The following is a 23,957-nucleotide window of genomic DNA, read 5'->3' as shown; positions in this document are numbered from 1 at the left end:
AGTTACATCATCATATAAGGGTTCACATCTATGGAGATTGTTAATCCTTGAGACGCATATTGCTGCTGGTACTGATCTAATACTGTTTTTAACGTAGTCCCAAGATTTGGTTCCCGCTTGTATTTTATCAAACATTGATACCGATATCTATTCTTTATCCTGGGGATCGGTGAAGCCACAGGTCCAAGAATGGTCGTAGTTTCGGATAGCTTTGAACGGATATAATTCGTCATCTTCTCTGCAATATCCACAACTTTCATTAAATCTTCATGACTTAATGTGAGCATCGTGATGTAGTAAAAGGGAGGATAGGAGCCCATTTTCCTCATCATCATTTCCTGTTGATAAAAACGGTTGTAATCATGATGAGACGCTAACTCGATTGAATAGTGCTCCGGCGTATACGTTTGAATCACTACTTCTCCCGGCAACGTGTGTCTGCCTGCCCGTCCGCTTACTTGGGTAAGTAATTGAAACGTCTTCTCTGCTGCTCTGAAGTCTGGCAGATGGAGCATCGTATCCGCACTGAGGACCCCGACGAGAGTGATATTCGGAAAATCCAGACCCTTGGCAATCATTTGCGTACCAAGAAGAATATCTGCTCTTCCCTCTCCAAAGGCTGTTAATAGCTTTTCGTGGGACCCTTTTCGGGAGGTCGTGTCCACATCCATCCGAATGATTCGAGCATCGGGGATAAGCTTCGTCAATTCTTCCTCTACCTTTTGAGTCCCTGTTCCAAAATAACGAATATGCTCACTCGTACACTCAGGACAAGTAGTGGGAACTCCCTCTTCATAGCCGCAGTAATGACATTTCATGCCGTTTGAAAAGCGGTGATAGGTTAAGGAGATGTCGCAGTTGGGACATTGAAGGACAAAGCCGCAATCTCTGCACATGATGAATGATGAATGCCCTCTCCTATTAAGGAATAGGACGGTTTGCTCTCCCTTTTCCATTCGGTCCTGAAGCTTTTCGAATAGTTCAGTTGAGAACATGGAACGGTTTCCCTTCCTCAGTTCCTCTCTCATATCCACAATATCAACGGAAGGAAGGGGGCCATCATTCATCCGTTTATCCAATGTGAGGAGCCCATATACACCTTTTGATGCTCGTGCAAAGGATTCCAAAGAAGGGGTTGCGCTTCCCAAAATGACAGGACATTGATGATATTCCCCTCTATAAATGGCCACGTCCCTGGCATGATAACGCGGATTTTCTTCTTGCTTGTAACTTGTTTCATGCTCTTCATCAATAATGATGATCCCGATATTTTCAAAAGGAGCAAAAACAGCTGAGCGGGCACCGACCACCACTTTTACTTCCTTCCGCTGAATCTTTCTCCATTCATCATACTTTTCACCAACTGACAAACCGCTGTGCAGGACAGCTACATCATTTCCGAACCTGCCCTTGAATCTGTGAACCATTTGGGGAGTCAGCGAGATTTCAGGAACTAATACAATTGCTTCCTTCCCTTCTTGTAAGACCCGTTGAATGGATTGAAGATAAATTTCCGTTTTACCACTTCCTGTTACTCCGTAAAGAAGGAATGTGTGGTGTTTGTCTTCATCTATGGTGGTCAGTATAGGACGAATCGCATGGTCCTGTTGAGACGTTAAAGAAAGCGGCGAGGTCTTCTCAAACGTCCTATTTTCAAAGGGATCACGATACATTTCAACGTTTTTCTCAATCAGAACTCCTTTATTGACCAACGATTTCACGGTAGATGAAGTAGTCGCCATCTCTTCAAGGAGGGTTGCGGCAAGTATCCCGTCCCCACCAGGAGCAGAATGACTCATGTATTCTATGATTTGTTTCTGCTTACTTGCTTGAGGAGGCAGACTGTTCTTCACTTCCTCTAAATCACCTTCAGGTACATTAAGATACAGTTTTCGAACCGTTTTCTTATTCCCCTTCGCTTTCACTCTGTAAATCACTTCAACTGTACCTTTTTTTACCTCTTTATGAACAAGAGGGAGCATCCCGTTTTCTTCGATCGCTTTCCAGGCCACTTCTCTTCCATTCTGAAAGAAGCGTTGGAGCGAAAGGTTAAGTTCAACCGGACTCATATTTTCCTCAAGTTGAAAGAATTTTTCATATTTCGCTTTCATGGCTGCTGGAAGCATCGCTTGAAATGCTGAGATTTTAAAGCAAAGGGTCTTCTCTGTCAGCCAGTTCCCCAATGTTAGCAGTTCTTTATTCAGGACCGGTACAAGGTCCATCGGCTCTACAATCGATTTCAGTTTCGAGACTTCGCCTTTTTCCTTTAGTTCAATGACAAAGCCTTGGATTTTCCTTGGTCCAAAAGGAACAATGACTCTCATGCCGGGAACGATGCTGCCTTTCCATTCATCCGGAATACTATAATCGTAGGTTCGATCCGTCTGCATGGCAGGAACATCTACGATGACACTAGCTACGTTCATGGGAGGAACCCTTCTTTATCTGCCGGATCGCTTCTTTATAGATTTCTTTCGCTACCTCTGCCTTAGATAATAATGGCAGCTCTCGAATGGTACCATCCATTGTTACAATCGATACTTTGTTCGTGTCCGTTCCAAACCCTGAACCTGTTTCTTTCACATTATTTGCAACAATCATATTTGCCCGCTTTTTCTCAAGCTTTGCTTTCGCATACTCGTAAACGTTTGTTGTTTCGGCCGCAAATCCGATTAGATATTGATGTTCCTTTCGTTCACCAAGACTCATCAATATATCCTTGGTACGTTCAAATTCAATCACTAGATTCCCATCCTTTTTCTTCAGCTTATCAAGGAAGGTTTCTTTCGGACGATAATCAGCGACTGCAGCGCTCTTCACAACGATATCCGCTGTTGGAAACGCCTCATGAACAGCATTGTACATGTCTTCAGCACTTGTGACGGAGACAAATTCAATTCCCCTTGGAATGGGTAAATGAGATGGTCCGGAAATTAAGACGACCTCTGCTCCAAGAGACACGGCCGCCTCTGCAAGGGCGTAGCCCATCTTCCCTGTTGAGCGATTGGAGAAGAAACGAACGGGATCGACCATTTCTCTTGTCGGTCCGGCAGTGATAACGACTCTTTTCCCCTGTAATATCTTCCTATTGCTATCACGATTAGAAAAATACCGATCAACCAGTTCCACTACTTTCTCAGGTTCTTCTAATCTTCCTTTTCCAACGTATCCACAAGCTAAATACCCTTCACTTGGTTCGACAAATCGGTAGCCAAACTCAAAAAGGGTATCAATATTCCGCTTTACCGCCGGGTGATCATACATATGTACATTCATGGCTGGGGCAATCCATACTTTCGCTGTCGTTGCCAGAATGGTTGTTGAAATCATGTCATCTGCGATTCCGTTCGCGAGCTTCCCAATGATATTGGCCGTGGCTGGTGCAACCAGTACAAGATCTGCCCAGTCAGCTAAGTCGATATGAGCAATCTTTGACGAATCCTTTTCATCAAAGGTATCCCAGTATACATCTTGACGGGATAATGCCTGAAAAGTAAGTGGAGCCACAAATTTTCGTGCTGATTCTGTCATAATGACCTTCACATCGGCACCGCTTTGGACCAGCTTGCTCGTTAAAGCAGCCGCTTTATATACCGCAATTCCACCAGATACACATAATAGTATTTTTTTCCCCTTGATCATTCAGCTTTCCCCCATTACACTTTATCCTTCCTTTATTATGAAGGATATTGATAGAAAAAGAAAATAGGGTTGTCCCGAAAGATTATGAAATCTTTCGAGTCAACCCCCCTAGAGTTTTTCATTAAGCATGATGATGCTTATTCATCAGCATAAACCGCTTTGGCATCTCTTTCTTTCATAGATAATTGACCCGCCTGAATTTCTTCAAGGGCTTTTCCTACGAACTTATGAGACTCATATTGGTTCAAGCGGTAATCCCCGGTATCTTGCAGGTTTCTTGCTCTCTTAGCAGCAATACTGACTAACGAATATTTAGAATCAATCTTCTTCATTAATGAATCAATGGATGGGTTTAACATTTATTCAACCTCCAGCATATTTAAGTATCGTTGTTGCACTCTTTCCCGTTTACAGTGTTCTGCTTGAACAATGGATTTAATCTTACCAACCGCATGTTCAATTTGATCATTTTCAACGATGTAATCATACAGATTCATCATTTCAATTTCTTTTCTTGCAGTATTCATTCTACCCTGGATCAAATCATCCGTTTCGGTTCCTCTTGTTACGAGGCGATTCTGAAGTTCAGAAAGACTAGGGGGTGCCAGGAAAATAAATAAACCTTCAGGGAATTTATCCCTGACCTGCTGTGCACCTTGCACTTCAATTTCAAGAAAAACATCTCTTCCTGCATCAAGTGTTTCTCGAACGTAATCAACAGGAGTACCATAATAGTTTCCAACGAACTCTGCATACTCCAGCAGTTTTCCTTGCTCTATAAGCACTTCAAACTCTTCTCTTGATTTAAAGAAATAATCTACACCATCCACTTCTCCTTCCCGGGGATTCCGAGTGGTCATGGAGATGGAATATTCAAACTTTGTATCTTCTTGGGAAAAAATCGCTTTACGAACGGTTCCTTTTCCTACACCTGAAGGTCCGGAAAGAACGATCAGCAATCCTTTTTCTTTCATTTATTTACCCTGCCCTTCTTCTACTATATCCTCTTTATCAGTTAAACGATGAGCAACGGTTTCGGGTTGAACAGCTGAAAGAATAACGTGATCGCTATCCGTAATAATAACCGCCCTTGTTCTTCTTCCGTATGTAGCATCAACAAGCGTTCCCCGGTCTCTTGCATCTTGAATCAGGCGTTTGATCGGTGCTGATTCGGGACTTACAATTGAGATGATCCGGTTAGCTGAAACAATATTTCCAAATCCTATATTGATGAGCTTGATCGACATAACGCTCCTCCTAATCAATAGTTTAGTTTCGCCGGAATGACAGGAAACTAAACTTCTTATTCTACATTTTGCACTTGTTCCCTTAGCTTCTCCAGTGTTGATTTCAATTCCACAACAATCGTGGCAATGAAGGAATCGTTTGCTTTCGAACCAATCGTGTTCACTTCCCGGTTCATTTCCTGGATCATGAAATCCAGCTTCCTGCCTACAGGTCCTTCACCGGTCAATGAGGAATGAAAGTACTGAATATGACTTTCTAATCTCGTCAGTTCCTCGGTAATATCCGATTTATCAGCAAAGATGGCAACCTCAGTAAGCAAACGACTTTCATCGAAGGAAGTTTCATTGTATTCAAGAATCCTTTTTCTTAAACGTTCTCTATACTGATTGATAACGTCAGGGGCATGATCGGTAAGTTCACCGATTTTGGTCTCAAAATGATTGAGATGAGTGAGAAAATCTTTCCTGAGGAGTTCTCCTTCTTTTTCACGCATTTGTCTAAGGTCATTCGCCGCTTGTTCTACAGCTTTTAACACCAACTGCTCAAGCTCTTCGTTTTCCTCTTCCATTTCTTCGATCATTACAAATTCTTCCCGGTTTAAGAGGTGGGATAATTGCAATTCATCTTTTAGGGAGAAGGTTTCTTTCACTTTATTTACTAACTGATAATAATCTTGAATGAGCTTCCAGTCAATATGTAGATTTTTATGTACTAAGCCATCACCGGTAATGGTGATGAAAATATCCACTTTCCCTCTCTTAACGGACTGGGATACTTGTTTTTTAATTTTATCCTCAAGTTTCATTAATTGTCGGGGCATCCTTATGAAACATTCACTAAACCTGTGATTAACGGATTTCATTTCAACCGTTACATTATGTTGTTCAGAGTCTACTTTGCTTCTTCCAAAGCCTGTCATACTGACAACCATTACGATCACATCCAATCTTTTGACGATATTCGTATGTAGATCAACTGATTTCATGCTTGCACTAAGCACTATATAAAAAAGGTAATAGAGGCTATTCTCTATTACCTTTTGGATTATACCACATTTCACTGTTTTTTTCTTGCAAAAAATGACCCTGCCAGTAAAAACGTCGGAACCGAGCTTAAACCAATGATCAAGAACCAGTCCTTTAACACGATCGGTACTGTATGGAAGATCGGTTGCAAGGATGGGATGTATATCACGAGAAGCATCAATACGAGTGAAGATAGCACGGACCACACAAGATACATGTTTCCGAAGGGATTTCTTGAAAATACAGAAACTTCACTTCGACAGTCAAACACATGAATGAGCTGCGCCATAACCAATGTAGCAAAGGCAACGGTTTGGGCATACGCCAAGTGATCGGGGTGAGTCTTATACGACAACATGAAGGCAAGTAGAGTGACACCTCCGATTAAGAAGCCCCTTGAAACTACCTTCCAGCCTAATCCTCTGGCAAACACGCCTTCTTTTGGGTGCCTTGGTTTTCTCTTCATGACATCATCTTCCGGCTTATCGAGACCAAGTGCCATGGCAGGAAGTCCATCTGTCACAAGGTTCACCCAAAGAATCTGAATCGGCACCAATGGAAGTGGAAGGGCCAGGATCATGGCAAATAGCATGACGAGTATTTCCCCCACATTCGATGCCAGCAGGTAACGAATAAACTTTCTGATGTTTTCATAGATGTTTCTGCCTTCCTGGATTGCTGATTTAATCGTTGCAAAGTTATCATCCAACAGGACAAGTGAGGAAGATTCCTTGGCTACATCTGTCCCGGTAATTCCCATGGCTACGCCAATATCCGAAGATTTTATGGCCGGAGCGTCATTTACTCCATCCCCGGTCATCGCCACCACATGTCCCCGGTTTTGCAGGGCTTTGACGATTTTTAATTTATGCTCAGGAGAAACACGTGCAAAAACCGAAACCTCTTCCACGATTTCTTCCAGTTCATGTACTTCCATTTGATTCAACGCTTTTCCATCCAGAACGCGATCTTTGTTTTTTAAGATTCCCAGTTGTTTGGCAATCGCTTTAGCCGTTAAGATATGATCCCCAGTAATCATCACCGTCTTAATACCGGCTGCGCGACACTCTTTCACTGCCTGTTTCACTTCAGGTCTGGGAGGATCAATCATACCTTGTAAGCCAATGAAGGTCACCCCTTCTTCAATGTCATTTTCTTCAATCCCTTCGATGGATCTTTCATTGAGGGGTTTATAAGCAATCGCAATGTTTCGAAGAGCATTGGACGACATTTCACTGATTGCCTCTTCTACTTTTTGGGTTATTTCAGCTGATTTATATTGAAGCCTTCCTTCCCACAAGATGGATTCGCTTTTTCCGACTAAAACGTCGGGAGCACCTTTCGTTACAGAGAAGTGTTTCCCGTTTTGGTCGACAACGATGATACTCATCATCTTTCTAGTAGAATCAAAGGGGAATTCTTTTACTATCGTAAATTTCTTCTGCAAAGATTCCCGGCTCAATCCAGCTTTCAACCCCGCCACTAGAAGAGCCCCTTCTGTAGGATCCCCGTCAACTACAAAGTTTTCTTCACGTGTTACGAGTTCCGCATGGTTGCATAGCATACCAAAGGTTAATAATTGTTGAAGAGCATTTTCACTGTGAGGAGTGACCCTCTGGTCTCCGCTGTAAAATTGCCCATCAGGTTCATACCCGGTTCCCGTTACCGTCCACGTTCTGCCCCCACTCCAGAGATGTGTCACCGTCATTTTGTTTTGAGTCAAAGTTCCTGTTTTATCTGAGCAAATAACCGATGCACAGCCTAATGTTTCAACAGCGGGCAGCTTTCGGACGATCGCTTTCTTCTTGATCATTCGCTGAACGCCGAGGGAAAGGGCAACGGTTACAATGGCAGGTAAGCCTTCTGGAATGGCCGCAACTGCCAAAGAAACCCCAGCTAAGAACATAGTGTACATATCGTGACCTTGGATCACACCGATTCCTACGACCAATGCCGTTAACACGAGGGCAACGGAAATCAGTATCTTTCCTAATTCTTCAAGTTTTCTTTGAAGTGGGGTTATCATCGTTTCAGCTTTTTGAATCATATCAGCGATTTGTCCCATGGCTGTCTTCATTCCGATCGAAGTCACCACACCAATACCATTACCCCTAGTGACCATCGTCCCCATAAAAGCCATATTCTCTAAGTCTCCAAGACTCATGTTTTCACCAATGACAGGGTTCGTCGATTTTGTAACAGGTACAGATTCCCCTGTTAAAGCAGATTCCTCTATTTCCAGATTGTTCGTTTCAATGAGGCGCACATCTGCCCCTATCCGATCCCCGCTTCCAAAGCGGATGATATCACCGATAATGACCTCTTTCGAAACAACTTTCATCCACTTGCCATCTCTCAACACCGAAACCTGAGGTGCTGAAAGTTCCTTTAAAGCATGCAGGGATCTCTCTGCTTTACGCTCTTGAAAAAAACCTAAAAAACCGTTTATTAACACAATGGCTATGATGGCAATCGCATCGATGTATTCTCCCAGTAATCCTGAAATGAGTGTGGCTGCCAATAACACAAGAACCATAAAGTCCTTAAATTGACTGAAAAATAATAACAAAGCTGACTGCTTCTCAGCTTCCTCCAATTGATTGTACCCAAATTGCTTCCGTCTGTTTGCTACGTCATCTGTTGAAAGACCCTCTTGATAATTGGTATTTAATGACTGCTCTATGTCCTCTTGTCTCATCTCATGAAATTTCATGCAACCATGTCACTCTCCTCCTACGATACGAAAAGTTGTCCTTCTCATAGCATTCTTATTCAGACTCGTCCTAAAAAATGATATGATTTACGTATGTTTTGCATTTTACCTGTGAGAGGGGTAAAATCGGTTACATTTGATACACAGAGACCAAGATCAAGCCCGGTAGATTTAAAATACACCGAAATCGTTTAAAGCAAAGGATGTTATATATGTCATTTGATGGATTATTTACTAGAAGCATGACGAAAGAATTGAACGAGAATTTATTGCACGGACGCATCAACAAAATACATCAACCTTATAAAAATGAAATCATCATGATCATCCGGGCGAATGGAAAGAATCACAAAGTTCTATTATCCGCCCACCCCAGTTATTCAAGGGTACAAATCACAAATGAAAACTATGAAAATCCTTCTGTCCCTCCCATGTTCTGTATGCTCCTGCGAAAGCATCTGGAAGGGTATATTGTAGAGGGGATCAAACAGGTTGAATTGGATCGGATGATAATAATTGAAGTGAAAGGCAGAAATGAAATCGGCGATATATCATACAAGCAATTGATCATCGAAGTAATGGGCCGCCATAGTAACATCATTCTGGTTGATAAAGAACGAAATATGATTCTGGATAGCATCAAGCATATATCACCAAGTATGAATACACACCGTACTGTTTTGCCTGGTCATACGTATGTTTTACCACCACAACAAGATAAAAAAAATCCACTTATTGCTACCAGTGAAGACGTTCTGAGAGCACTGGACTTTAACTCCGGCAAACTGGATAAGCAGATTGTCCAAGCTTTTGCAGGTATTTCACCTCTTTATGCAAAAGAAGTTGTTCACCGTGCAGGAATCGGTAACCAGTCTACGATTGCTGAATCATTCATAAAATTGATTCAGCATGCAAAATCGAATGACTCCACACCAACCCTCATTAGCGGAGAGAAAGAAACGTTTTACTGGCTGGACCTGGAACATTTGCAAGGGGAAAAACAAACGTTTCCTTCGTTAAGTGAATTATTGGACCGGTTCTTCTATCAGAAGGCAGCAAGAGACCGGGTGAAGCAACAAGGAAACGACTTGGAACGATTCATCCGAAACGAACGGGATAAAAATGTAAATAAAATTGAAAAATTAAAGAAAACGTTGGAGGATGCCCAGCAGGCGGATCGTTATCAATTGCTTGGTGAACTCCTTACTTCCAATTTATATGCGGTAGAACGAGGAATGACTGAGGTTAGCGTGGTAAATTATTATGATGAAAACGGGGAAAGTATTATGATCCCCCTCAACCCGCAAAAATCCCCATCAAAAAATGCCCAAAACTATTTTTCACGCTATCAAAAAGCAAAGAATGCAGTGAAAATCGTTCATGAACAAATTGAAAAAGCCGACGAAGAGATTGTCTACTTAGAACAATTACTTCAACAATTAGAATCGGCATCAACAAAAGACGTTGAAGAAATCAGAGAAGAACTGGAAGAAGAAGGCTACCTGAGGGTCCGTAAGCAAATGAAAAAGAAAAAGGCCAATGTAAAACCAGTTCTGGAAACCTACACTTCCAGCGATGGCACACAAATATTGGTCGGAAAAAACAACAAACAAAATGATTATTTAACCAACAGAGTTGCAGGGAAAGAAGAGATATGGCTTCATACGAAAGATATTCCAGGCTCTCACGTTGTAATCAAGAGTCAGAATCCTTCTGAACAAACAATCAAGGAAGCAGCTAAAATTGCCGCTTACTTTAGTAAAGCACGCGAATCAAGCTCCGTGCCAGTTGATTTCACTGAAGTCAAACAGGTAAAGAAACCAAAAGGAGCCAAGCCGGGCTTTGTCATTTATGAAGGACAGCAAACGGTATATGTGACACCTGATTTGGATTTGGTCCGTTCGTTGAAGAATTGATATTTAATAATGAAGCACTTTCACTCAGTCTGAAATGGCTTTGGGTGGGAGTGCTTTTGTTTTACCCCGATAAAAAACGAAAAGCAACTCACTAAAGAGTTGCTTTCGACCTTAACTGCCCCATTTCTCCGGATTTTCACTCCAAAGCTTCAATTGTTCCAGTTCTTCTTCCCGAATGATCGAGTTTTGAAGCGCTACATCCAATAAGCTTGAGTAATCGGATAGAGCATACGCCATAATATCGTGTTCTTGCAGCATGCTTTTCCCTTTTTCTAACTCGTAGGTGAAAATGGCAGCCACCCCTAATACGTCACAGCCCGCTTCTCTTAAGGCTTTTACAGCCGTGATACAGCTGCCGCCTGTCGAGATGAGGTCTTCAACCACGACCACCTTTTGACCAGGAGCAGCTTTCCCTTCAATCTGCTTTCCTTTTCCGTGAGCTTTTGCTTTCGAGCGAACATAACACATGGGCAGGTTTAGTTTTTCACTTACCCATGCAGCATGGGGAATTCCGGCTGTTGCCGTTCCTGCAATGACTTCCACATCCGGGAACTGCTCTTTAATAATCTCAACAAGACCCGTAGAGATTTCATCCCGTACTACAGGGTAAGATAAGGTCAGTCGATTATCACAATAGATTGGGGACTTTATTCCCGATGACCATGTAAATGGCTCCGACGGGTTTAAAAATACGGCTTCGATGTCTAATAGTTTTTTGGCGATTTCCTGTTTCATTCAGAGTCCCTCCCATTCATGTACGATTCGTTCATATGCTTCAACCGGGTTACTTGCTCCAGTAATACTTCTTCCCACGACAATATAGGAAGACCCCATTTCTTTTGCTATACGTGGTGTGGTGACTCTTTTTTGGTCTCCTTTTTGATCATCTGCCAACCTGATTCCCGGAGTGACACGAATAAAATCTACACCACAATGTTCTTTTATCAGAGAGGATTCGTGGGGAGAACATACCACTCCATCAAGACCCGCCACTTTTGCCAGTTTGGCATAATTTAAGACAGACTCATTGATCGTTTTAGGTATTAGTTGCTCTTCCTGCATTTGTTCTTCCGTTGTTGATGTTAACTGAGTGACGGCAATCAATGTCGTGCGTGAATGATTAGCAGGTGTGCCGGCATGTAAACCTTCTAACGCCTTTTCCATCATCATACCGCCACCTGCAGCATGCACATTGATCAGGTCCAGGTCGAACCCGGCAAGTCCCTTCATAGCCCCGTAAACTGTATTGGGAATGTCATGTAGCTTTAAGTCCAGGAAAATACGATGATTTTTATTTAAAATCTTTTCGATGATGACCGGTCCATTTTGAAGGTATAGCTCCATACCGACTTTTACATTTAAACTCTCTGAAAATTGATCTAAGAAGATTGATGTCTTCTCCCACGTTGGGAAATCAAGAGCTATAAACGGCTTTTGATTCATGCTTCCCCCAGCTCCTTCCGGTCAATTGGGATATATGGTCCACTCCCAGTTCATCAAGTATTGGTGGTAAATCATTTATAATACGCTGACACACGAATGGATCCACGAAATTTGCTGTCCCGACGGCGATGGCACTAGCCCCAGCGTAAAAATATTCAATCACATCTTCAGCAGTTTGTATGCCTCCCATTCCGATAATCGGAAGATCCACCTGTTGACTTACTTCATAAATCATGCGGATCGCGACCGGTTTAATGGCTGGTCCGGATAGTCCCCCGGTTTTATTTGCCAGGATCGGTTTTCCAGTCTTCCTATCCAGTCTCATCCCGAGGAGTGTATTGATCATCGTAAGACCGTCTGCTCCCCCTGCTTCAACAGCCTTAGCCATTTCGACAATATTGGAGACATTCGGTGATAACTTTACATAAAGTGGGACCTGCGAGACTTCTTTTACTCTCTCGGTCAATTCTTTTGCCACTTCGGGAATGGTACCAAAGGCTATCCCCCCTGTCTTTACATTTGGACAGGAGATATTCAATTCTAGGGCCTTAACATTTTCTGCCGTTGAGATGACTCTTGCCACCTCCACATAATCCTCCATCTGAGACCCCGCCACATTAGCGATGATCGGTACATCGTACTGGGAAAGCCAAGGAAGTTCGTTTTCCATCACACCTGTGAGTCCGGGATTTTGTAACCCGATCGCGTTCAGCATACCTGCATTCGTTTCTGCAACCCGGGGAGTCGGATTTCCAAAGCGCGCTTCTTCCGTAGTCGCTTTGATCATAATCGCCCCTAGCTCGCTTAAATCATAGAACTGACTGTATTCGCGACCGAAGCCAAAGCAGCCTGATGCCGGCATGACCGGGTTTCTCAATGATAATCCAGGTAATTCGATTTGTAATGATTTCATAAAAGCACCACCCCTACTGGAAATACAGGTCCGTCACTGCAAACCTTAACGTAGCTTGATCCTTGTGGATCATCCTGTTTGTGGCAAACACAAGCGAAGCAAGCACCAATTCCACATCCCATGCGCTCTTCTAAAGAAATGAATCCGCGTCTATCACTCAATTGGGTTTGAAGGGCTTTCAGCATCGGTGTAGGACCACAGGAATAAAACACGTCAAAGGCCGGTGCTTTTTCCCGAATAACATCTGTCACAAACCCCGTAGTTCCGAGGGTTCCATCCACTGTGGCGACAAAGGTATCACCCAATTCTCTGAACCTGTCTTCATAAAAACTCACGGATTCAGTTTGAAAACCGAGGATGTGCTTCACTGTCCAGCCATTTTCCACCAGCATTTTAGAAAGACCGTAAAGGGGAGGAACTCCAATTCCTCCACCTACTAACAACGCGGTCTTACTGTCACTTTCCACTGAGAACCCATTTCCAAGAGGCCCTAAAACATCTATTATTTCACTATTTTTAGCTTGAGAAAGAAGTGTTGTCCCTTTTCCTTCAGCTCGGTAGATCAATGTCATGGTGAGTTCTTCGTGATTATGGGAGGCGATGGAAATCGGCCTCCTCAGTAAAGGGTCGATTCCTGTTCCCACTTTAATATGGACAAATTGGCCAGGAGCCTTGATCTCCCTCACCAATTCCCCTTGTAGAACTAATTCAAAGATGTTTTCAGCGATTTTTTCATGAGAAAGCACCACCATCTTTTCATTTACGATCATTGAAAAATCGCCTCTCTCGTTTTCGGCTGTGATGGAAGCGCCTCTGCTGAGAATGTCATGGATTCAATCACTCTCAGGATGGCTTCTGCTGTGTCCAGGGAGGTAAGACATGGGATACCGTTCTCTACGGATTCCCTGCGAATTCTGAATCCGTCCCGGGCAGGTTGTTTTCCTTTTGTCAAGGTATTGATGACCAGCTGTGTTTCTCCACTTTGGATGATATCCAACAGGGTTGGTCCGCTGGATCCGATCTTATCCACTTCGCGTACGGCAATATTGGCTTTTGACAGATGCTCGGCCGTACCTTTTGTTGCAAGGATTTGGTAACCGATATCGATAAAGCGTTGCGCCAGGAGAACCGCTTCGTCTTTGTCTTTATCTGCTACGGTCATGAGTACAGATCCATATTCTTTCATTTGCATTCCTGCTGCAACCATTCCTTTGTAGAGGGCTTTCTCAAGTGTAAGGTCTTTCCCCATCACTTCACCTGTTGATTTCATTTCAGGCCCTAAAGTGATGTCCACCCGTCTTAACTTGGCAAAGGAGAACACAGGAACCTTCACATATACACCATGTTTTTCAGGTATTAATCCTGATTCATATCCTTGATCCTTCAGGGATATCCCAAGGATGGACTTGGTTGCAATATTCGCCATCGGTACATTCGTGATTTTACTGATGAATGGCACTGTACGGCTGGAGCGTGGATTCACTTCCAGAACAAATACTTCGCCTTTCGAGATGACATACTGGATATTCAGTAACCCAACAATGTTTAGGCCTTTTGCGAGTCGAGTCGTGTAATCGACAATGGTTTGTTTCTGTTCCCGTGTCAATTGTTGGGGAGGATACACCGCGATGGAATCTCCAGAGTGAACTCCAGCCCGTTCGATATGCTCCATGATTCCAGGTATGACTACATCTTCTCCGTCTGAAATGGCATCCACTTCAATTTCTTTCCCGATCAGGTAGCGGTCGATTAAAACCGGATGTTGCGGGTTGATCTTTACTGCGTTCTTCATGTATTGAAGAAGCTCTTCTTCACGGTAAACAATTTCCATCGCTCTTCCACCAAGGACATAAGACGGTCTGACCAGCACAGGGTATCCGATGTTATCAGCAATGGAAAGGGCTCCTTCTACAGATACCGCTGTCTTACCTTCAGGTTGAGGAATGCCTAGTTCATTCAAAGTGTGTTCGAATTTATCCCGGTTTTCTGCACGATCTAAATCTTCAAGGGATGTACCGAGAATCGTGACTCCTCTTCTCACCAGCTCATCTGCCAGATTGATCGCGGTTTGACCACCAAACTGCACGACAACTCCCTTAGGCTTTTCAAGATCGATGATGTGCATGACATCTTCTACCGTAAGAGGTTCAAAGTATAACTTATCCGAGATACTGAAGTCAGTCGAAACCGTTTCTGGATTGTTATTCACGATGATTGCTTCATAACCTGCTTCTTTAATGGCCCAGACAGAGTGAACGGTCGCGTAATCAAATTCTACTCCCTGACCGATCCTGATCGGTCCTGACCCAAGAACGATGACACTCTCCCTTGATGTGACCTTGGATTCATTCTCATCCTCATAGGTTCCATAGAAATAAGGAGTTTCTGATTCAAACTCAGCCGCACATGTATCTACCATTTTATAGACAGGTGTTAATTCATTTTCTTTTCTCCAGCTATACAATTCTGCTTCCGTACTATTCCATAGCTTCGCAAGGGTGATGTCTGAAAAGCCCATTCGCTTTGCTTTTTGACCCAGCTCAAGATTGAAGGGATGTAAGGTTAATTCCTTTTCGAATTTTACGATTCTATTCATTTTATACAGGAAGAAAAGATCGATTTTGCTCCAATCATGAATGGTTTCAATCGTCACTCCTCTACGAAGTGCTTCCCCGATATAGAAGAGTCGTTCGTCTCCTGCTTTGCGGATTCTCTTCTCGATCCACTGGTCTGTAAATTGTTCAGCATCACTTAACTCCATATGATACGTATTGCTTTCGAGGGAACGTATCGCTTTAAGAAGTGACTCTTCGAACGTTCGGCCAATCGCCATGACTTCACCGGTTGCTTTCATTTGCGTACCGAGGTTACGCTTGGCAGCTTCAAATTTATCAAACGGCCATCTTGGGATTTTCGTTACCACATAGTCCAGTGCAGGTTCGAATGCAGCATATGTCTTACCTGTTACAGGATTCATCATTTCATCCAGGGTCAGTCCTACCGCAATTTTTGCTGCAAGCTTCGCAATTGGGTATCCCGTTGCTTTTGATGCAAGTGCTGAGGAACGGCTCACCCTTGGATTCACTTCGATGATGTAATACTGGAAGCTGTCCGGATCAAGGGCGAGCTGGACGTTACAGCCCCCTTCAATTCCTAATGCCCGGATGATCTTTAAGCTTGTATTACGGAGCATTTGATACTCCCGGTCACTTAGGGTTTGACTTGGAGCTACGACGATTGAATCTCCCGTATGGATTCCCACGGGGTCGATGTTCTCCATATTACACACTACGATGGAGTTATCGGCTGCATCTCTCATAACCTCGTATTCTATCTCTTTAAAACCTGCGATACTTTTTTCCAGTAGACATTGAGTTACCGGGCTGTACTTTAGGCCTGAGGTTACAATTTCGATTAATTCTTCTTCATTGTGACAGATCCCTCCGCCGGTTCCGCCCAGTGTGTAGGCAGGTCTTACGATTACTGGAAAGCCGACGCTTTCTACGAAATGAAACGCTTCATCCACCGTTCGGATGATATCGCTCTCTGGAACAGGCTCTCCGAGTTCATTCATCAAATTTCTAAATAAGTCACGATCTTCTGCCTTCTCGATTGCCGAAAGCTTCGTTCCGAGAATTTCCACTCCACACTCTTCTAAAACTCCTGATTTAGCGAGTTCAACAGCCAGGTTCAATCCCGTTTGACCACCTAATGTAGGAAGAACCGCATCCGGACGTTCCTTACGAATGATTCTACTGACAAACTCCAGTGTCAGTGGTTCGATATACACTTTATCAGCCATTTCAGCGTCGGTCATAATCGTAGCAGGGTTTGAATTTACGAGGATGACACGGTAGCCTTCTTCTTTTAAGGCGATACACGCTTGAGTCCCCGCGTAATCGAATTCTGCCGCCTGTCCTATGATGATGGGTCCGCTCCCGATAACTAAGATGCTTTTAATGTCTGTACGTTTAGGCATGTTGAAGCTCCTTTCTTTTCTCTTCTTTCATTAGTTGTAAGAAATCATCGAATAAGTAATTTGAATCCTCCGGTCCAGGAGATGCTTCCGGGTGATACTGAACCGTGAAGGCAGGGAAGTCTAAATGCTTTAGACCTTCTACTGTTCCATCATTGATGGCCATGTGAGTAACTTGAAGTCTTGTTCCTGACAATGACTTTTCATCTACAGCATAGCCGTGGTTCTGGGAGGTCAGTGCCACTTTTCCAGTTTTCAAGTCTTTTACTGGATGGTTGCCTCCTCTGTGCCCAAATTTCATTTTGAAGGAGTCCCCTCCACACGCGAGAGCAAATAATTGATGCCCTAAACAAATTCCGAAGAGTGGGATTTCTCCCAGGAGCTCTTTAATCGTTTCTATCGCTTCCGGTACATCTTTCGGATCCCCCGGCCCATTTGAGAGCATGATCCCGTCAGGCTGCAAGCGACGAATCTCTTCCGCTGATGTATGGTAAGGAACAACAATCACGTCACAATCACGCTTGTTTAATTCTCTCAGGATTCCGTGCTTCATCCCAAAATCCATTAACACGACACGATAGCCTCTTCCCGGACTGGCATATGCTGTTTTCGTCGAAACCTGCATGACTTGATCTGTTCTTAGAGCAGTATCATGTAATTTTTCAAGCATTTCTTTTGGATCCAACTCGGCTGAACAAATGATGCCTTTCATTGCCCCATGCTGTCTGATGATCCTTGTTAATTTTCTTGTATCGATATCTGAAATTCCTGGAATTTCTTTTACTTTTAATAATTCATCCAATGTTGATTCATTTCTCCAGTTAGAAGGAAAATCTGCTACTTCTCTCACAATGAACGCTTTGATTGCCGGAGTGATGGACTCAAAATCGTCGCGATTGATTCCATAGTTCCCTACGAGAGGATAGGTTAAAGTGACAAGCTGTCCACAGTAAGATGGGTCAGATAGAATTTCCTGATATCCTGTCATACTTGTGTTGAAAACCACTTCTCCAATCGTTTCTTTGTTCGCTCCAAAGCCTTCTCCTACGAATACCGTTCCATCGTCTAAAATGAGTTGTCTTTTCATTGTTTGTTTCCTCCTTCATTCCATACAAGAGATCCCTGATAAAAAGTAGCTTTCGGAAAGCCTCTGCACTCCCATTCTTTAAATGGAGTGTTTTTTCCTTTTGATAAAAATTCAGCTGGGTCAATCCCTTTTTTTTCATTTAAATCTATAAGCGTAAAATCAGCTTCTCCTCCTACTTCTAGTAGTCCAAACGGAAGATTAAAGGCTGTGCTTGGTTTAATCGTCATCCAATCAACTAGCTGCTTTAATGTGAAGATTCCCTTTTCTACAAAGTGTGTGTAGAGTAACGGAAAGGCTGTTTCCAATCCAACAATTCCGAAAGGAGCAAGCTGCATCCCTTCTGATTTCTCTGCTTCTGTATGAGGTGCATGATCCGTCGCGATAAAGTCGATGGTGCCATCTAGCAACCCTTCTATTAACGCTCGCTGATCTTCTTTGCTTCTAAGAGGCGGGTTCATTTTGAAATTCGGATCAAGTCCCGGAATATCTTCTTCGCATAAGAGAAGATGGTGTGGTGTTACTTCAGCTGTCACATTGATCCCGGCCTTTTTAGCATCGCGTACCACTCTTACCGACTCTTTCGTTGATATATGACATACGTGATAATGTACGCCTGCTGCTTCTGCCAGCAGCACATCCCGGGATATATGTACGGCTTCACAGATGGAAGGTATTCCATTCAGGTTATGCTCTTTGGAGAATGATCCATCATGGACCGCTCCTCCATAAATCAAGGTATTCTCTTCACAGTGGGCCACTATGGATGCATTGATGCCGGCTGCCTTCTTCATGGCTTCAAACATCATCCCTGCCGATTGCACCCCTACCCCGTCATCTGTGAATGCAAATGCCCCATTTCCCTTTAAGGCAGGTAAGTCATTAAGCGTTTTCCCCATTTGTCTCTCTGTGATGGCGGCATACGGTAAAACGCGGACACTGGCTGTTTCAGAGATTTTCTGGTTAAGGGCTTGCAGATTTTCTACTGAGTCAGGTACGGGTCTTGTATTAGGCATTGCAGCGATGGTCGTGAAACCACCCTTCGCAGCAGCTTTTGTGCCCGTTTCGATCGTTTCTTTGTGTTCGCCCCCCGGTTCCCTTAAATGGACATGAAGATCAACAAATCCTGGGGAAATCAATAATCCATCTGCTTGAAATTCCTGGTGGTCGGTACGTTTGAGGTCTGTTCCCATCTCGATGATTTTCTGATTCTCCACCTTCACATCCACTATCTCAAGATCACCATTCTTTGCTAGAATACGTGCATTTCGGATTAACCAATTCATTTCAAATTCCCCCTAGTTAGTTGATTTCAAGTGCTCTCTTTAAAACAGCCATTCTGATGAATACTCCATTTTCCATCTGCTTAAAGATTCTTGATTGATCACATTCCACCAATGAATCTGCCATTTCAACTCCACGATTGACCGGTGCAGGATGAAGAATGATACCGGTTGGTTTCATTCGTGCTTTTCGATTTTCCGTCAAGCCAAAGCTTTCATGATATTCCTCTTTCGTTAAGCTTGATGTACTATCGTGTCGTTCATGTTGAATTCTCAGTAACATGACCACATCGGAATCTGATATACATTCATCTATCGGCCTATATTGATGTCGATCCTTTGATGGGAACCATTCCTTTGGTCCAGAGAACATCACTTCTGCTCCCAGCTTTGTTAACGCTTCTGCATTGGATCTTGCCACCCGGCTATGGGCGATGTCACCAATGATCGATACCTTCAATCCTTCAAACCCTCCAAATTCCTGACGAATGGTCAGCAGGTCCAAAAGGCATTGGGTAGGATGATTACCACATCCATCGCCTCCGTTGATGACGCTTATGTTAAGTGGTGCCAGTTCATCGAAATACCGTTCAAGGGAGTGCCGGATGACTACGGTTTCGACCCCGATGCTTTCTAATGTTTTCACCGTGTCGTACAAGCTTTCTCCCTTTTGAACACTTGAGGTCTGGGCTTCAAATGGAATGACCTCGATCCCAAGTTTCCTTTCCGCCATTTCAAAACTGCATTTCGTACGTGTACTTGCCTCGAAGAAAAGATTGGCGACATATTTATTGGAGCCTTCCTTCCACGTTTCTCCCCCTTTAAAGCGTTCAGCTGCATCTAATATTTCAATGATTTCCTTTTTCGATAAATCATTCATTGTCAACAAGTTCTTCATCATGGGACAACCCTTTCTTCTCTTCTTTCAAAAAAACACCCTGCCAACTTTCTGACAGGGTGTTTTTGAACATACCAACAGGGACAGTGCGAAAATTCCCACGTGCCTGTCTTGTTCAAATTCACCCTTCTTAGACTCTCTGGACCATGTTAAAAGGTGCTTCTATGCAACATCATGCTTAGCATTTTCTTCTTCGAATAAGTTGTTTTCCCCTTCGCTTTCTTCTCTGCCTGGTAAGACAAGGTTAAGGAGAACTCCGACAATCGCTGCAAGAGCCATTCCGGATAAGGATACCTGCTCGTTGACCTTCACGAATGCCCCTCCTACCCCGATCACCAGGATCACTGAGGAAATCACCAGGTTCCGCTTGTTTCCTAAGTCTACTTTGTTATCAATCAGCATGCGCAGGCCGCTAGAGGCGATGATTCCGAACAGAAGGATGGACACCCCACCCATGACGGCTGATGGAATCGACCCGATCAAGGCTGTTATCTTCCCGATAAACCCGAACATGATGGCAAGAACCGCGGCTCCTCCGATGACGAAAACACTGAACACTCGTGTTATGGCTAATACTCCAATGTTTTCACCATACGTCGTATTAGGTGGTCCACCGAGGAAGGATGCAATCACAGTTGCTACCCCATCCCCAAGAATCGAGCGGTGAAGACCTGGTTTTTCAATGAAGTTTCGTCCTACTACTTTACTTAGAACCATCTGGTCTCCTGTATGCTCTGCCAAGGTTACGAGGGCAACAGGTACCATGATGGACACGATTTCCCAAGAGAAGCTTGGCGTGTAGTCAACGAATGGGATAAAGAAGTCCGGCATTTGAAGGAGCGGAGCATCCAACACTTGTTGAAAGTTCACTAATCCCGCAAAAGCCGCTATGGTATACCCACCAACGATTCCGGCTAAAATCGGCACCATTCCGAGAAAGCCTTTAAAGTATATCGAGCAGATCACGGTAATGCCCAGAGTGGCAAGAGCTACCATGAAGTGTGTGTTGCTGTAAACCAATTCTTCTGCTCCGGGATTTTCATACATGGCCATATTAACAGCCGTTCCTGCCAGTCCTAATCCAATAACCATAATCACAGGTCCTACAACGATCGGCGGAAGAATCCGCACAAGCCATTTCAGCCCCAGCTTTGAAATGAGCAATGCTACGATTCCGTAAACGATCCCGGCAAGGAAGCTTCCCATCATGGCCGCCTCAGGACCTCCAAAGCTCTTTGCAGCTAAGATAGGTGCGATGAATGCGAAGGATGATCCTAAATATGCAGGGATTCTTCCCCTTGTGATCAATAGGTAAGCAAGTGTTCCTAATCCACTTGAGACAAGGGCAACCCCGGGGCTTAACCCTACCAGGAATGGAACTAATACCGTAGCCCCAAACATGGCGAATAGATGCTGTATACTCAATGTGATCCATTTTCCTAACTTCGGTACTTCTTCTACATCTAACACAACTTGATGATTTTGATTCATTTATGTTTCCTCCTCTAATACCCAAATTTCCCCATAAAAAAACCCTCTTTTTCCTAAAGAGGGCACAAAGAGGGTACAAGAAGGCCTATTACTACCTTCATTCCCATCCTTTGTCAGCCTCACGGGACCACTCTTAAAAGGACTTACGTTATTCTTTTTCGTGAATTGCAACGATGTCTTCCTGATCGACCTCTGTTAAGGCAACCATGATTTTTTCGGAGCTTGATGTAGGAATATTTTTTCCGACAAAGTCTGCCCTTATCGGTAATTCTCTATGTCCCCGGTCAACCAGGACAGCAAGTTGGATTTGACTTGGTCGTCCAAGATCCATTAAGGCGTCCAAACCTGCCCGGACCGTTCTTCCTGTAAATAATACATCGTCGACCAGGATGACTTTCTTGTTCGTAATATCCACAGGCAGGTCAGAACCTTTGACCTCTGGTTCATGATCCTCTGTTTTCTTTGATAAGTCATCCCGGTATAGGGTGATGTCTATTTCCCCTACAGGAATTTGCTCACCTTCTATATCATGAATTCGCTCCGCTAATCGGTTAGCGATGTAAATACCTCTTGTTTTGATTCCAACCAGAATACAATCTTCAATCCCTTTGTTACGCTCGATGATTTCATGGGCTATTCTTGTCAGCGCCCTTCGAATGGCGGGTTGATCCAGAACCGTAGCTTTTTTAGTCATTTACGCCACCTCGTTTCTTTAAAATAAAAAATCCCTCTCACCGTATGGATGAGAGGGCACACTTATCATTATAAACTGATTGCACACCAAAATGATTTGGTGGTACATGCTCCTTCTCAGCCTCACGGGACCGCATTAAAGGTACTTATTCAATTAACTAAATCATAAAGGTTCAGTCGAAATATGTCAACGATTATTTTCAAGATGCTTCACAAGTTTAGTGAACTCTGGCGGTAACTCCGCGTGGAATTCTATATATTCTTCTGTTCTAGGATGGATAAAACCTAATACTCCAGCATGAAGGGCCTGACCTTCTATGCTCAATGTCTTACGTGGTCCATACTTTGGATCCCCGGCAAGCGGGAAGCCGATATACTTCATGTGCACACGGATTTGATGCGTTCGACCCGTCTCCAATTCACATTCGACTAATGTGAAATCTTTATAGCGATCCAGCACTCTGAAATGTGTCACCGCTTGTTTGCCGTTATCCACTACAGCCATACTTTGACGATCTTTAGGGTCTCTTCCGATCGGAGCATCAATGGTGCCATATTCGTGGGGAATGAGGCCATGCACGATGGCTGTATATTTTCTTGTAACGGACTTTTGAACAAGCTGATTTACCAAATGCTCGTGAGCCATGTCATTTTTCGCCACCATCAGTAAGCCGGAAGTGTCCTTATCTATACGGTGGACTATCCCCGGTCTTAGAACTCCATTAATGCCTGACAGATCCTTACAATGATACATCAATCCATTCACCATCGTCCCTGAATAATGCCCAGGTGCAGGGTGAACGACCATCCCCTTTGGCTTGTTTACAACGATGACATCCCCATCTTCATAGGCAATGTCAAGATTAAGGTCTTCGGGCTCTACATCCAGCTCTTCGGGTTCCGGGATCGAAACCTCGATGACTGCTTCGGCAGGACATTTAAAATTAGGTTTGACTGCCTCACCATTCACTTTAACATGACCTTCTTTTATCCATTGTTGAACCTGTGAACGGGACCATTCCTTGTTCAACTGACTTACGACTTTATCAATTCGTTCTCCCTGGTCTTCCTGCTGTATGTTGTGCTGAATTACTTCCATTTTTGTTCTCCTTCTTTGCTTTTCGTTCGTCTAAATACATGTAAATTAGTAACAATGCTACTCCAATGGTTAATGCTGCATCGGCAATATTAAAGATCGGAAAATCATAGGAAAAGATGTATGTATTTAAGAAATCAACCACTTCTTTTCGAAAGACACGGTCAATAAAGTTTCCAATAGCTCCACCAAGCATAAAGGCTAAACTTAGACTGAATAAAGAATGTCCTTTTGCATGGACTTGCATATAATACACGATACCTACAATCACTACTACTGTAATAATGTAAAAAAACCACATTTGCCCTTGAAGTATTCCCCATGCTGCACCTTGATTTCGATGAGAAGTAAGATATAAAAAATTGTCTATAATCTTTATACTTTCTCCTTCTGTCATTCGTTTCACAACCAACCATTTTGTTAATTGATCGAGTCCAATCACAACCAAAGCCAATAAATAATAAAACACAAAGGCAACCTCCGAACATCGTAAAATGATTACCTTTGCATTTTAGCATAAAAGGGGAAATAAAGAC

20 protein-coding genes are annotated in these 23,957 nt (G+C 43.4%); 1 reads left to right on the top strand and 19 read right to left on the bottom strand.

Annotated features, from left to right (window positions below; all coding sequences use genetic code 11):
* Positions 1 to 2: 2 nt before the first annotated feature.
* The 7 genes from priA to ACIFOD_RS09715 all read right to left on the bottom strand — a co-directional run bounded on the left by priA (position 3) and on the right by ACIFOD_RS09715 (position 8,628).
* The gene (priA, locus tag ACIFOD_RS09745) at positions 3 to 2,426 is read right to left on the bottom strand and encodes a primosomal protein N' (protein ID WP_430314451.1); all 2,424 of its coding nucleotides are present in this window, start codon (positions 2,424 to 2,426) and stop codon (positions 3 to 5) included.
* A complete protein-coding gene (gene coaBC, locus ACIFOD_RS09740; RefSeq protein WP_430314450.1) occupies positions 2,413 to 3,642 on the bottom strand; it encodes a bifunctional phosphopantothenoylcysteine decarboxylase/phosphopantothenate--cysteine ligase CoaBC in 1,230 nt (409 codons plus the stop codon). The genes priA and coaBC overlap by 14 nt, the downstream gene beginning before the upstream one ends.
* Positions 3,643 to 3,779: 137 nt before the next feature.
* Positions 3,780 to 4,001 carry a DNA-directed RNA polymerase subunit omega gene (rpoZ, locus tag ACIFOD_RS09735; RefSeq protein ID WP_113968268.1) on the bottom strand — a complete coding sequence of 74 codons (222 nt, stop codon included), beginning with the start codon at positions 3,999 to 4,001 and terminating at the stop codon, positions 3,780 to 3,782.
* Positions 4,002 to 4,616: a guanylate kinase gene (gmk, locus tag ACIFOD_RS09730; RefSeq protein ID WP_148968692.1), complete on the bottom strand. Its 615-nt coding sequence runs from the start codon at positions 4,614 to 4,616 to the stop codon at positions 4,002 to 4,004.
* Positions 4,617 to 4,889 carry an extracellular matrix/biofilm regulator RemA gene (gene remA, locus ACIFOD_RS09725; protein ID WP_044337446.1) on the bottom strand — a complete coding sequence of 91 codons (273 nt, stop codon included), beginning with the start codon at positions 4,887 to 4,889 and terminating at the stop codon, positions 4,617 to 4,619. It lies immediately after the preceding gene.
* Positions 4,890 to 4,945: 56 nt separating this feature from the next.
* Complete coding sequence (locus ACIFOD_RS09720) at positions 4,946 to 5,821, bottom strand: YicC/YloC family endoribonuclease (RefSeq protein WP_430314692.1); 876 nt, start codon at positions 5,819 to 5,821, stop codon at positions 4,946 to 4,948.
* A 125-nt stretch (positions 5,822 to 5,946) separates the two neighbouring features.
* Positions 5,947 to 8,628, bottom strand: coding sequence for a cation-translocating P-type ATPase (locus ACIFOD_RS09715; RefSeq protein WP_430314449.1), 2,682 nt, complete (start codon positions 8,626 to 8,628; stop codon positions 5,947 to 5,949).
* Positions 8,629 to 8,840: 212 nt separating this feature from the next.
* Between ACIFOD_RS09715 and ACIFOD_RS09710 the strand changes: the two genes are divergently transcribed.
* Positions 8,841 to 10,544, top strand: coding sequence for an Rqc2 family fibronectin-binding protein (locus ACIFOD_RS09710; protein ID WP_430314448.1), 1,704 nt, complete (start codon positions 8,841 to 8,843; stop codon positions 10,542 to 10,544).
* Positions 10,545 to 10,655: 111 nt separating this feature from the next.
* Here ACIFOD_RS09710 and pyrE read toward each other — a convergent pair whose 3' ends face one another.
* From pyrE to lspA, 12 genes are all read right to left on the bottom strand, one after another.
* The gene (pyrE, locus tag ACIFOD_RS09705) at positions 10,656 to 11,279 is read right to left on the bottom strand and encodes an orotate phosphoribosyltransferase (protein WP_430314447.1); all 624 of its coding nucleotides are present in this window, start codon (positions 11,277 to 11,279) and stop codon (positions 10,656 to 10,658) included.
* On the bottom strand, positions 11,280 to 11,987 hold the full coding sequence (pyrF, locus tag ACIFOD_RS09700; protein WP_430314446.1) for an orotidine-5'-phosphate decarboxylase: 708 nt from the start codon (positions 11,985 to 11,987) through the stop codon (positions 11,280 to 11,282).
* Positions 11,959 to 12,900 carry a dihydroorotate dehydrogenase gene (locus tag ACIFOD_RS09695; protein WP_430314445.1) on the bottom strand — a complete coding sequence of 314 codons (942 nt, stop codon included), beginning with the start codon at positions 12,898 to 12,900 and terminating at the stop codon, positions 11,959 to 11,961. The genes pyrF and ACIFOD_RS09695 overlap by 29 nt, the downstream gene beginning before the upstream one ends.
* Complete coding sequence (locus tag ACIFOD_RS09690) at positions 12,897 to 13,670, bottom strand: dihydroorotate dehydrogenase electron transfer subunit (protein WP_430314444.1); 774 nt, start codon at positions 13,668 to 13,670, stop codon at positions 12,897 to 12,899. The genes ACIFOD_RS09695 and ACIFOD_RS09690 overlap by 4 nt, the downstream gene beginning before the upstream one ends.
* Positions 13,667 to 16,879, bottom strand: a complete 3,213-nt coding sequence (gene carB / locus ACIFOD_RS09685; protein ID WP_430314443.1) for a carbamoyl-phosphate synthase large subunit — start codon at positions 16,877 to 16,879, stop codon at positions 13,667 to 13,669. The genes ACIFOD_RS09690 and carB overlap by 4 nt, the downstream gene beginning before the upstream one ends.
* Positions 16,872 to 17,963: a carbamoyl phosphate synthase small subunit gene (locus ACIFOD_RS09680; RefSeq protein ID WP_430314442.1), complete on the bottom strand. Its 1,092-nt coding sequence runs from the start codon at positions 17,961 to 17,963 to the stop codon at positions 16,872 to 16,874. The genes carB and ACIFOD_RS09680 overlap by 8 nt, the downstream gene beginning before the upstream one ends.
* The gene (locus tag ACIFOD_RS09675; protein ID WP_430314441.1) at positions 17,960 to 19,246 is read right to left on the bottom strand and encodes a dihydroorotase; all 1,287 of its coding nucleotides are present in this window, start codon (positions 19,244 to 19,246) and stop codon (positions 17,960 to 17,962) included. Before ACIFOD_RS09675 ends, ACIFOD_RS09680 begins: the two co-directional genes overlap by 4 nt.
* A 16-nt stretch (positions 19,247 to 19,262) precedes the next feature.
* Positions 19,263 to 20,141 (bottom strand): aspartate carbamoyltransferase catalytic subunit, encoded by an 879-nt coding sequence (locus tag ACIFOD_RS09670; RefSeq protein WP_430314440.1) that lies wholly within the window; start codon positions 20,139 to 20,141, stop codon positions 19,263 to 19,265.
* A gap of 162 nt (positions 20,142 to 20,303) precedes the next feature.
* Positions 20,304 to 21,632, bottom strand: a complete 1,329-nt coding sequence (locus ACIFOD_RS09665; protein ID WP_428973834.1) for a uracil-xanthine permease family protein — start codon at positions 21,630 to 21,632, stop codon at positions 20,304 to 20,306.
* Between the two features lie 148 nt (positions 21,633 to 21,780).
* Positions 21,781 to 22,326, bottom strand: a complete 546-nt coding sequence (gene pyrR / locus ACIFOD_RS09660) for a bifunctional pyr operon transcriptional regulator/uracil phosphoribosyltransferase PyrR (protein WP_113968281.1) — start codon at positions 22,324 to 22,326, stop codon at positions 21,781 to 21,783.
* 186 nt (positions 22,327 to 22,512) lie between these two features.
* Complete coding sequence (locus ACIFOD_RS09655) at positions 22,513 to 23,424, bottom strand: RluA family pseudouridine synthase (protein WP_397551751.1); 912 nt, start codon at positions 23,422 to 23,424, stop codon at positions 22,513 to 22,515.
* Entirely contained in the window at positions 23,372 to 23,890 is a 519-nt protein-coding gene (gene lspA, locus ACIFOD_RS09650) for a signal peptidase II (RefSeq protein WP_148968679.1), read from the bottom strand. Before lspA ends, ACIFOD_RS09655 begins: the two co-directional genes overlap by 53 nt.
* Between the last annotated feature and the right edge of the window lie 67 nt (positions 23,891 to 23,957).

It is taken from the genome of Rossellomorea sp. NRS-1567, from assembly GCF_050467885.1.
GTDB classification, from domain to species: Bacteria; Bacillota; Bacilli; order Bacillales; family Bacillaceae_B; genus Rossellomorea; species Rossellomorea aquimaris_C.
This window is presented reverse-complemented; position numbering and strand designations above follow the sequence as displayed.

Bases quoted from the DNA above. Each gene is read 5' to 3' on its own strand.
- priA (WP_430314451.1), bottom strand. From the start codon at position 2,426: ATGAACGTAGCTAGTGTCATCGTAGATGTTCCTGCCATGCAGACGGAT.
- coaBC (WP_430314450.1), bottom strand. From the start codon at position 3,642: ATGATCAAGGGGAAAAAAATACTATTATGTGTATCTGGTGGAATTGCG.
- rpoZ (WP_113968268.1), bottom strand. From the start codon at position 4,001: ATGTTAAACCCATCCATTGATTCATTAATGAAGAAGATTGATTCTAAA.
- gmk (WP_148968692.1), bottom strand. From the start codon at position 4,616: ATGAAAGAAAAAGGATTGCTGATCGTTCTTTCCGGACCTTCAGGTGTA.
- remA (WP_044337446.1), bottom strand. From the start codon at position 4,889: ATGTCGATCAAGCTCATCAATATAGGATTTGGAAATATTGTTTCAGCT.
- ACIFOD_RS09720 (WP_430314692.1), bottom strand. From the start codon at position 5,821: ATGGTTGTCAGTATGACAGGCTTTGGAAGAAGCAAAGTAGACTCTGAA.
- ACIFOD_RS09715 (WP_430314449.1), bottom strand. From the start codon at position 8,628: ATGAAATTTCATGAGATGAGACAAGAGGACATAGAGCAGTCATTAAAT.
- ACIFOD_RS09710 (WP_430314448.1), top strand. From the start codon at position 8,841: ATGTCATTTGATGGATTATTTACTAGAAGCATGACGAAAGAATTGAAC.
- pyrE (WP_430314447.1), bottom strand. From the start codon at position 11,279: ATGAAACAGGAAATCGCCAAAAAACTATTAGACATCGAAGCCGTATTT.
- pyrF (WP_430314446.1), bottom strand. From the start codon at position 11,987: ATGAATCAAAAGCCGTTTATAGCTCTTGATTTCCCAACGTGGGAGAAG.
- ACIFOD_RS09695 (WP_430314445.1), bottom strand. From the start codon at position 12,900: ATGAAATCATTACAAATCGAATTACCTGGATTATCATTGAGAAACCCG.
- ACIFOD_RS09690 (WP_430314444.1), bottom strand. From the start codon at position 13,670: ATGATCGTAAATGAAAAGATGGTGGTGCTTTCTCATGAAAAAATCGCT.
- carB (WP_430314443.1), bottom strand. From the start codon at position 16,879: ATGCCTAAACGTACAGACATTAAAAGCATCTTAGTTATCGGGAGCGGA.
- ACIFOD_RS09680 (WP_430314442.1), bottom strand. From the start codon at position 17,963: ATGAAAAGACAACTCATTTTAGACGATGGAACGGTATTCGTAGGAGAA.
- ACIFOD_RS09675 (WP_430314441.1), bottom strand. From the start codon at position 19,246: ATGAATTGGTTAATCCGAAATGCACGTATTCTAGCAAAGAATGGTGAT.
- ACIFOD_RS09670 (WP_430314440.1), bottom strand. From the start codon at position 20,141: ATGAAGAACTTGTTGACAATGAATGATTTATCGAAAAAGGAAATCATT.
- ACIFOD_RS09665 (WP_428973834.1), bottom strand. From the start codon at position 21,632: ATGAATCAAAATCATCAAGTTGTGTTAGATGTAGAAGAAGTACCGAAG.
- pyrR (WP_113968281.1), bottom strand. From the start codon at position 22,326: ATGACTAAAAAAGCTACGGTTCTGGATCAACCCGCCATTCGAAGGGCG.
- ACIFOD_RS09655 (WP_397551751.1), bottom strand. From the start codon at position 23,424: ATGGAAGTAATTCAGCACAACATACAGCAGGAAGACCAGGGAGAACGA.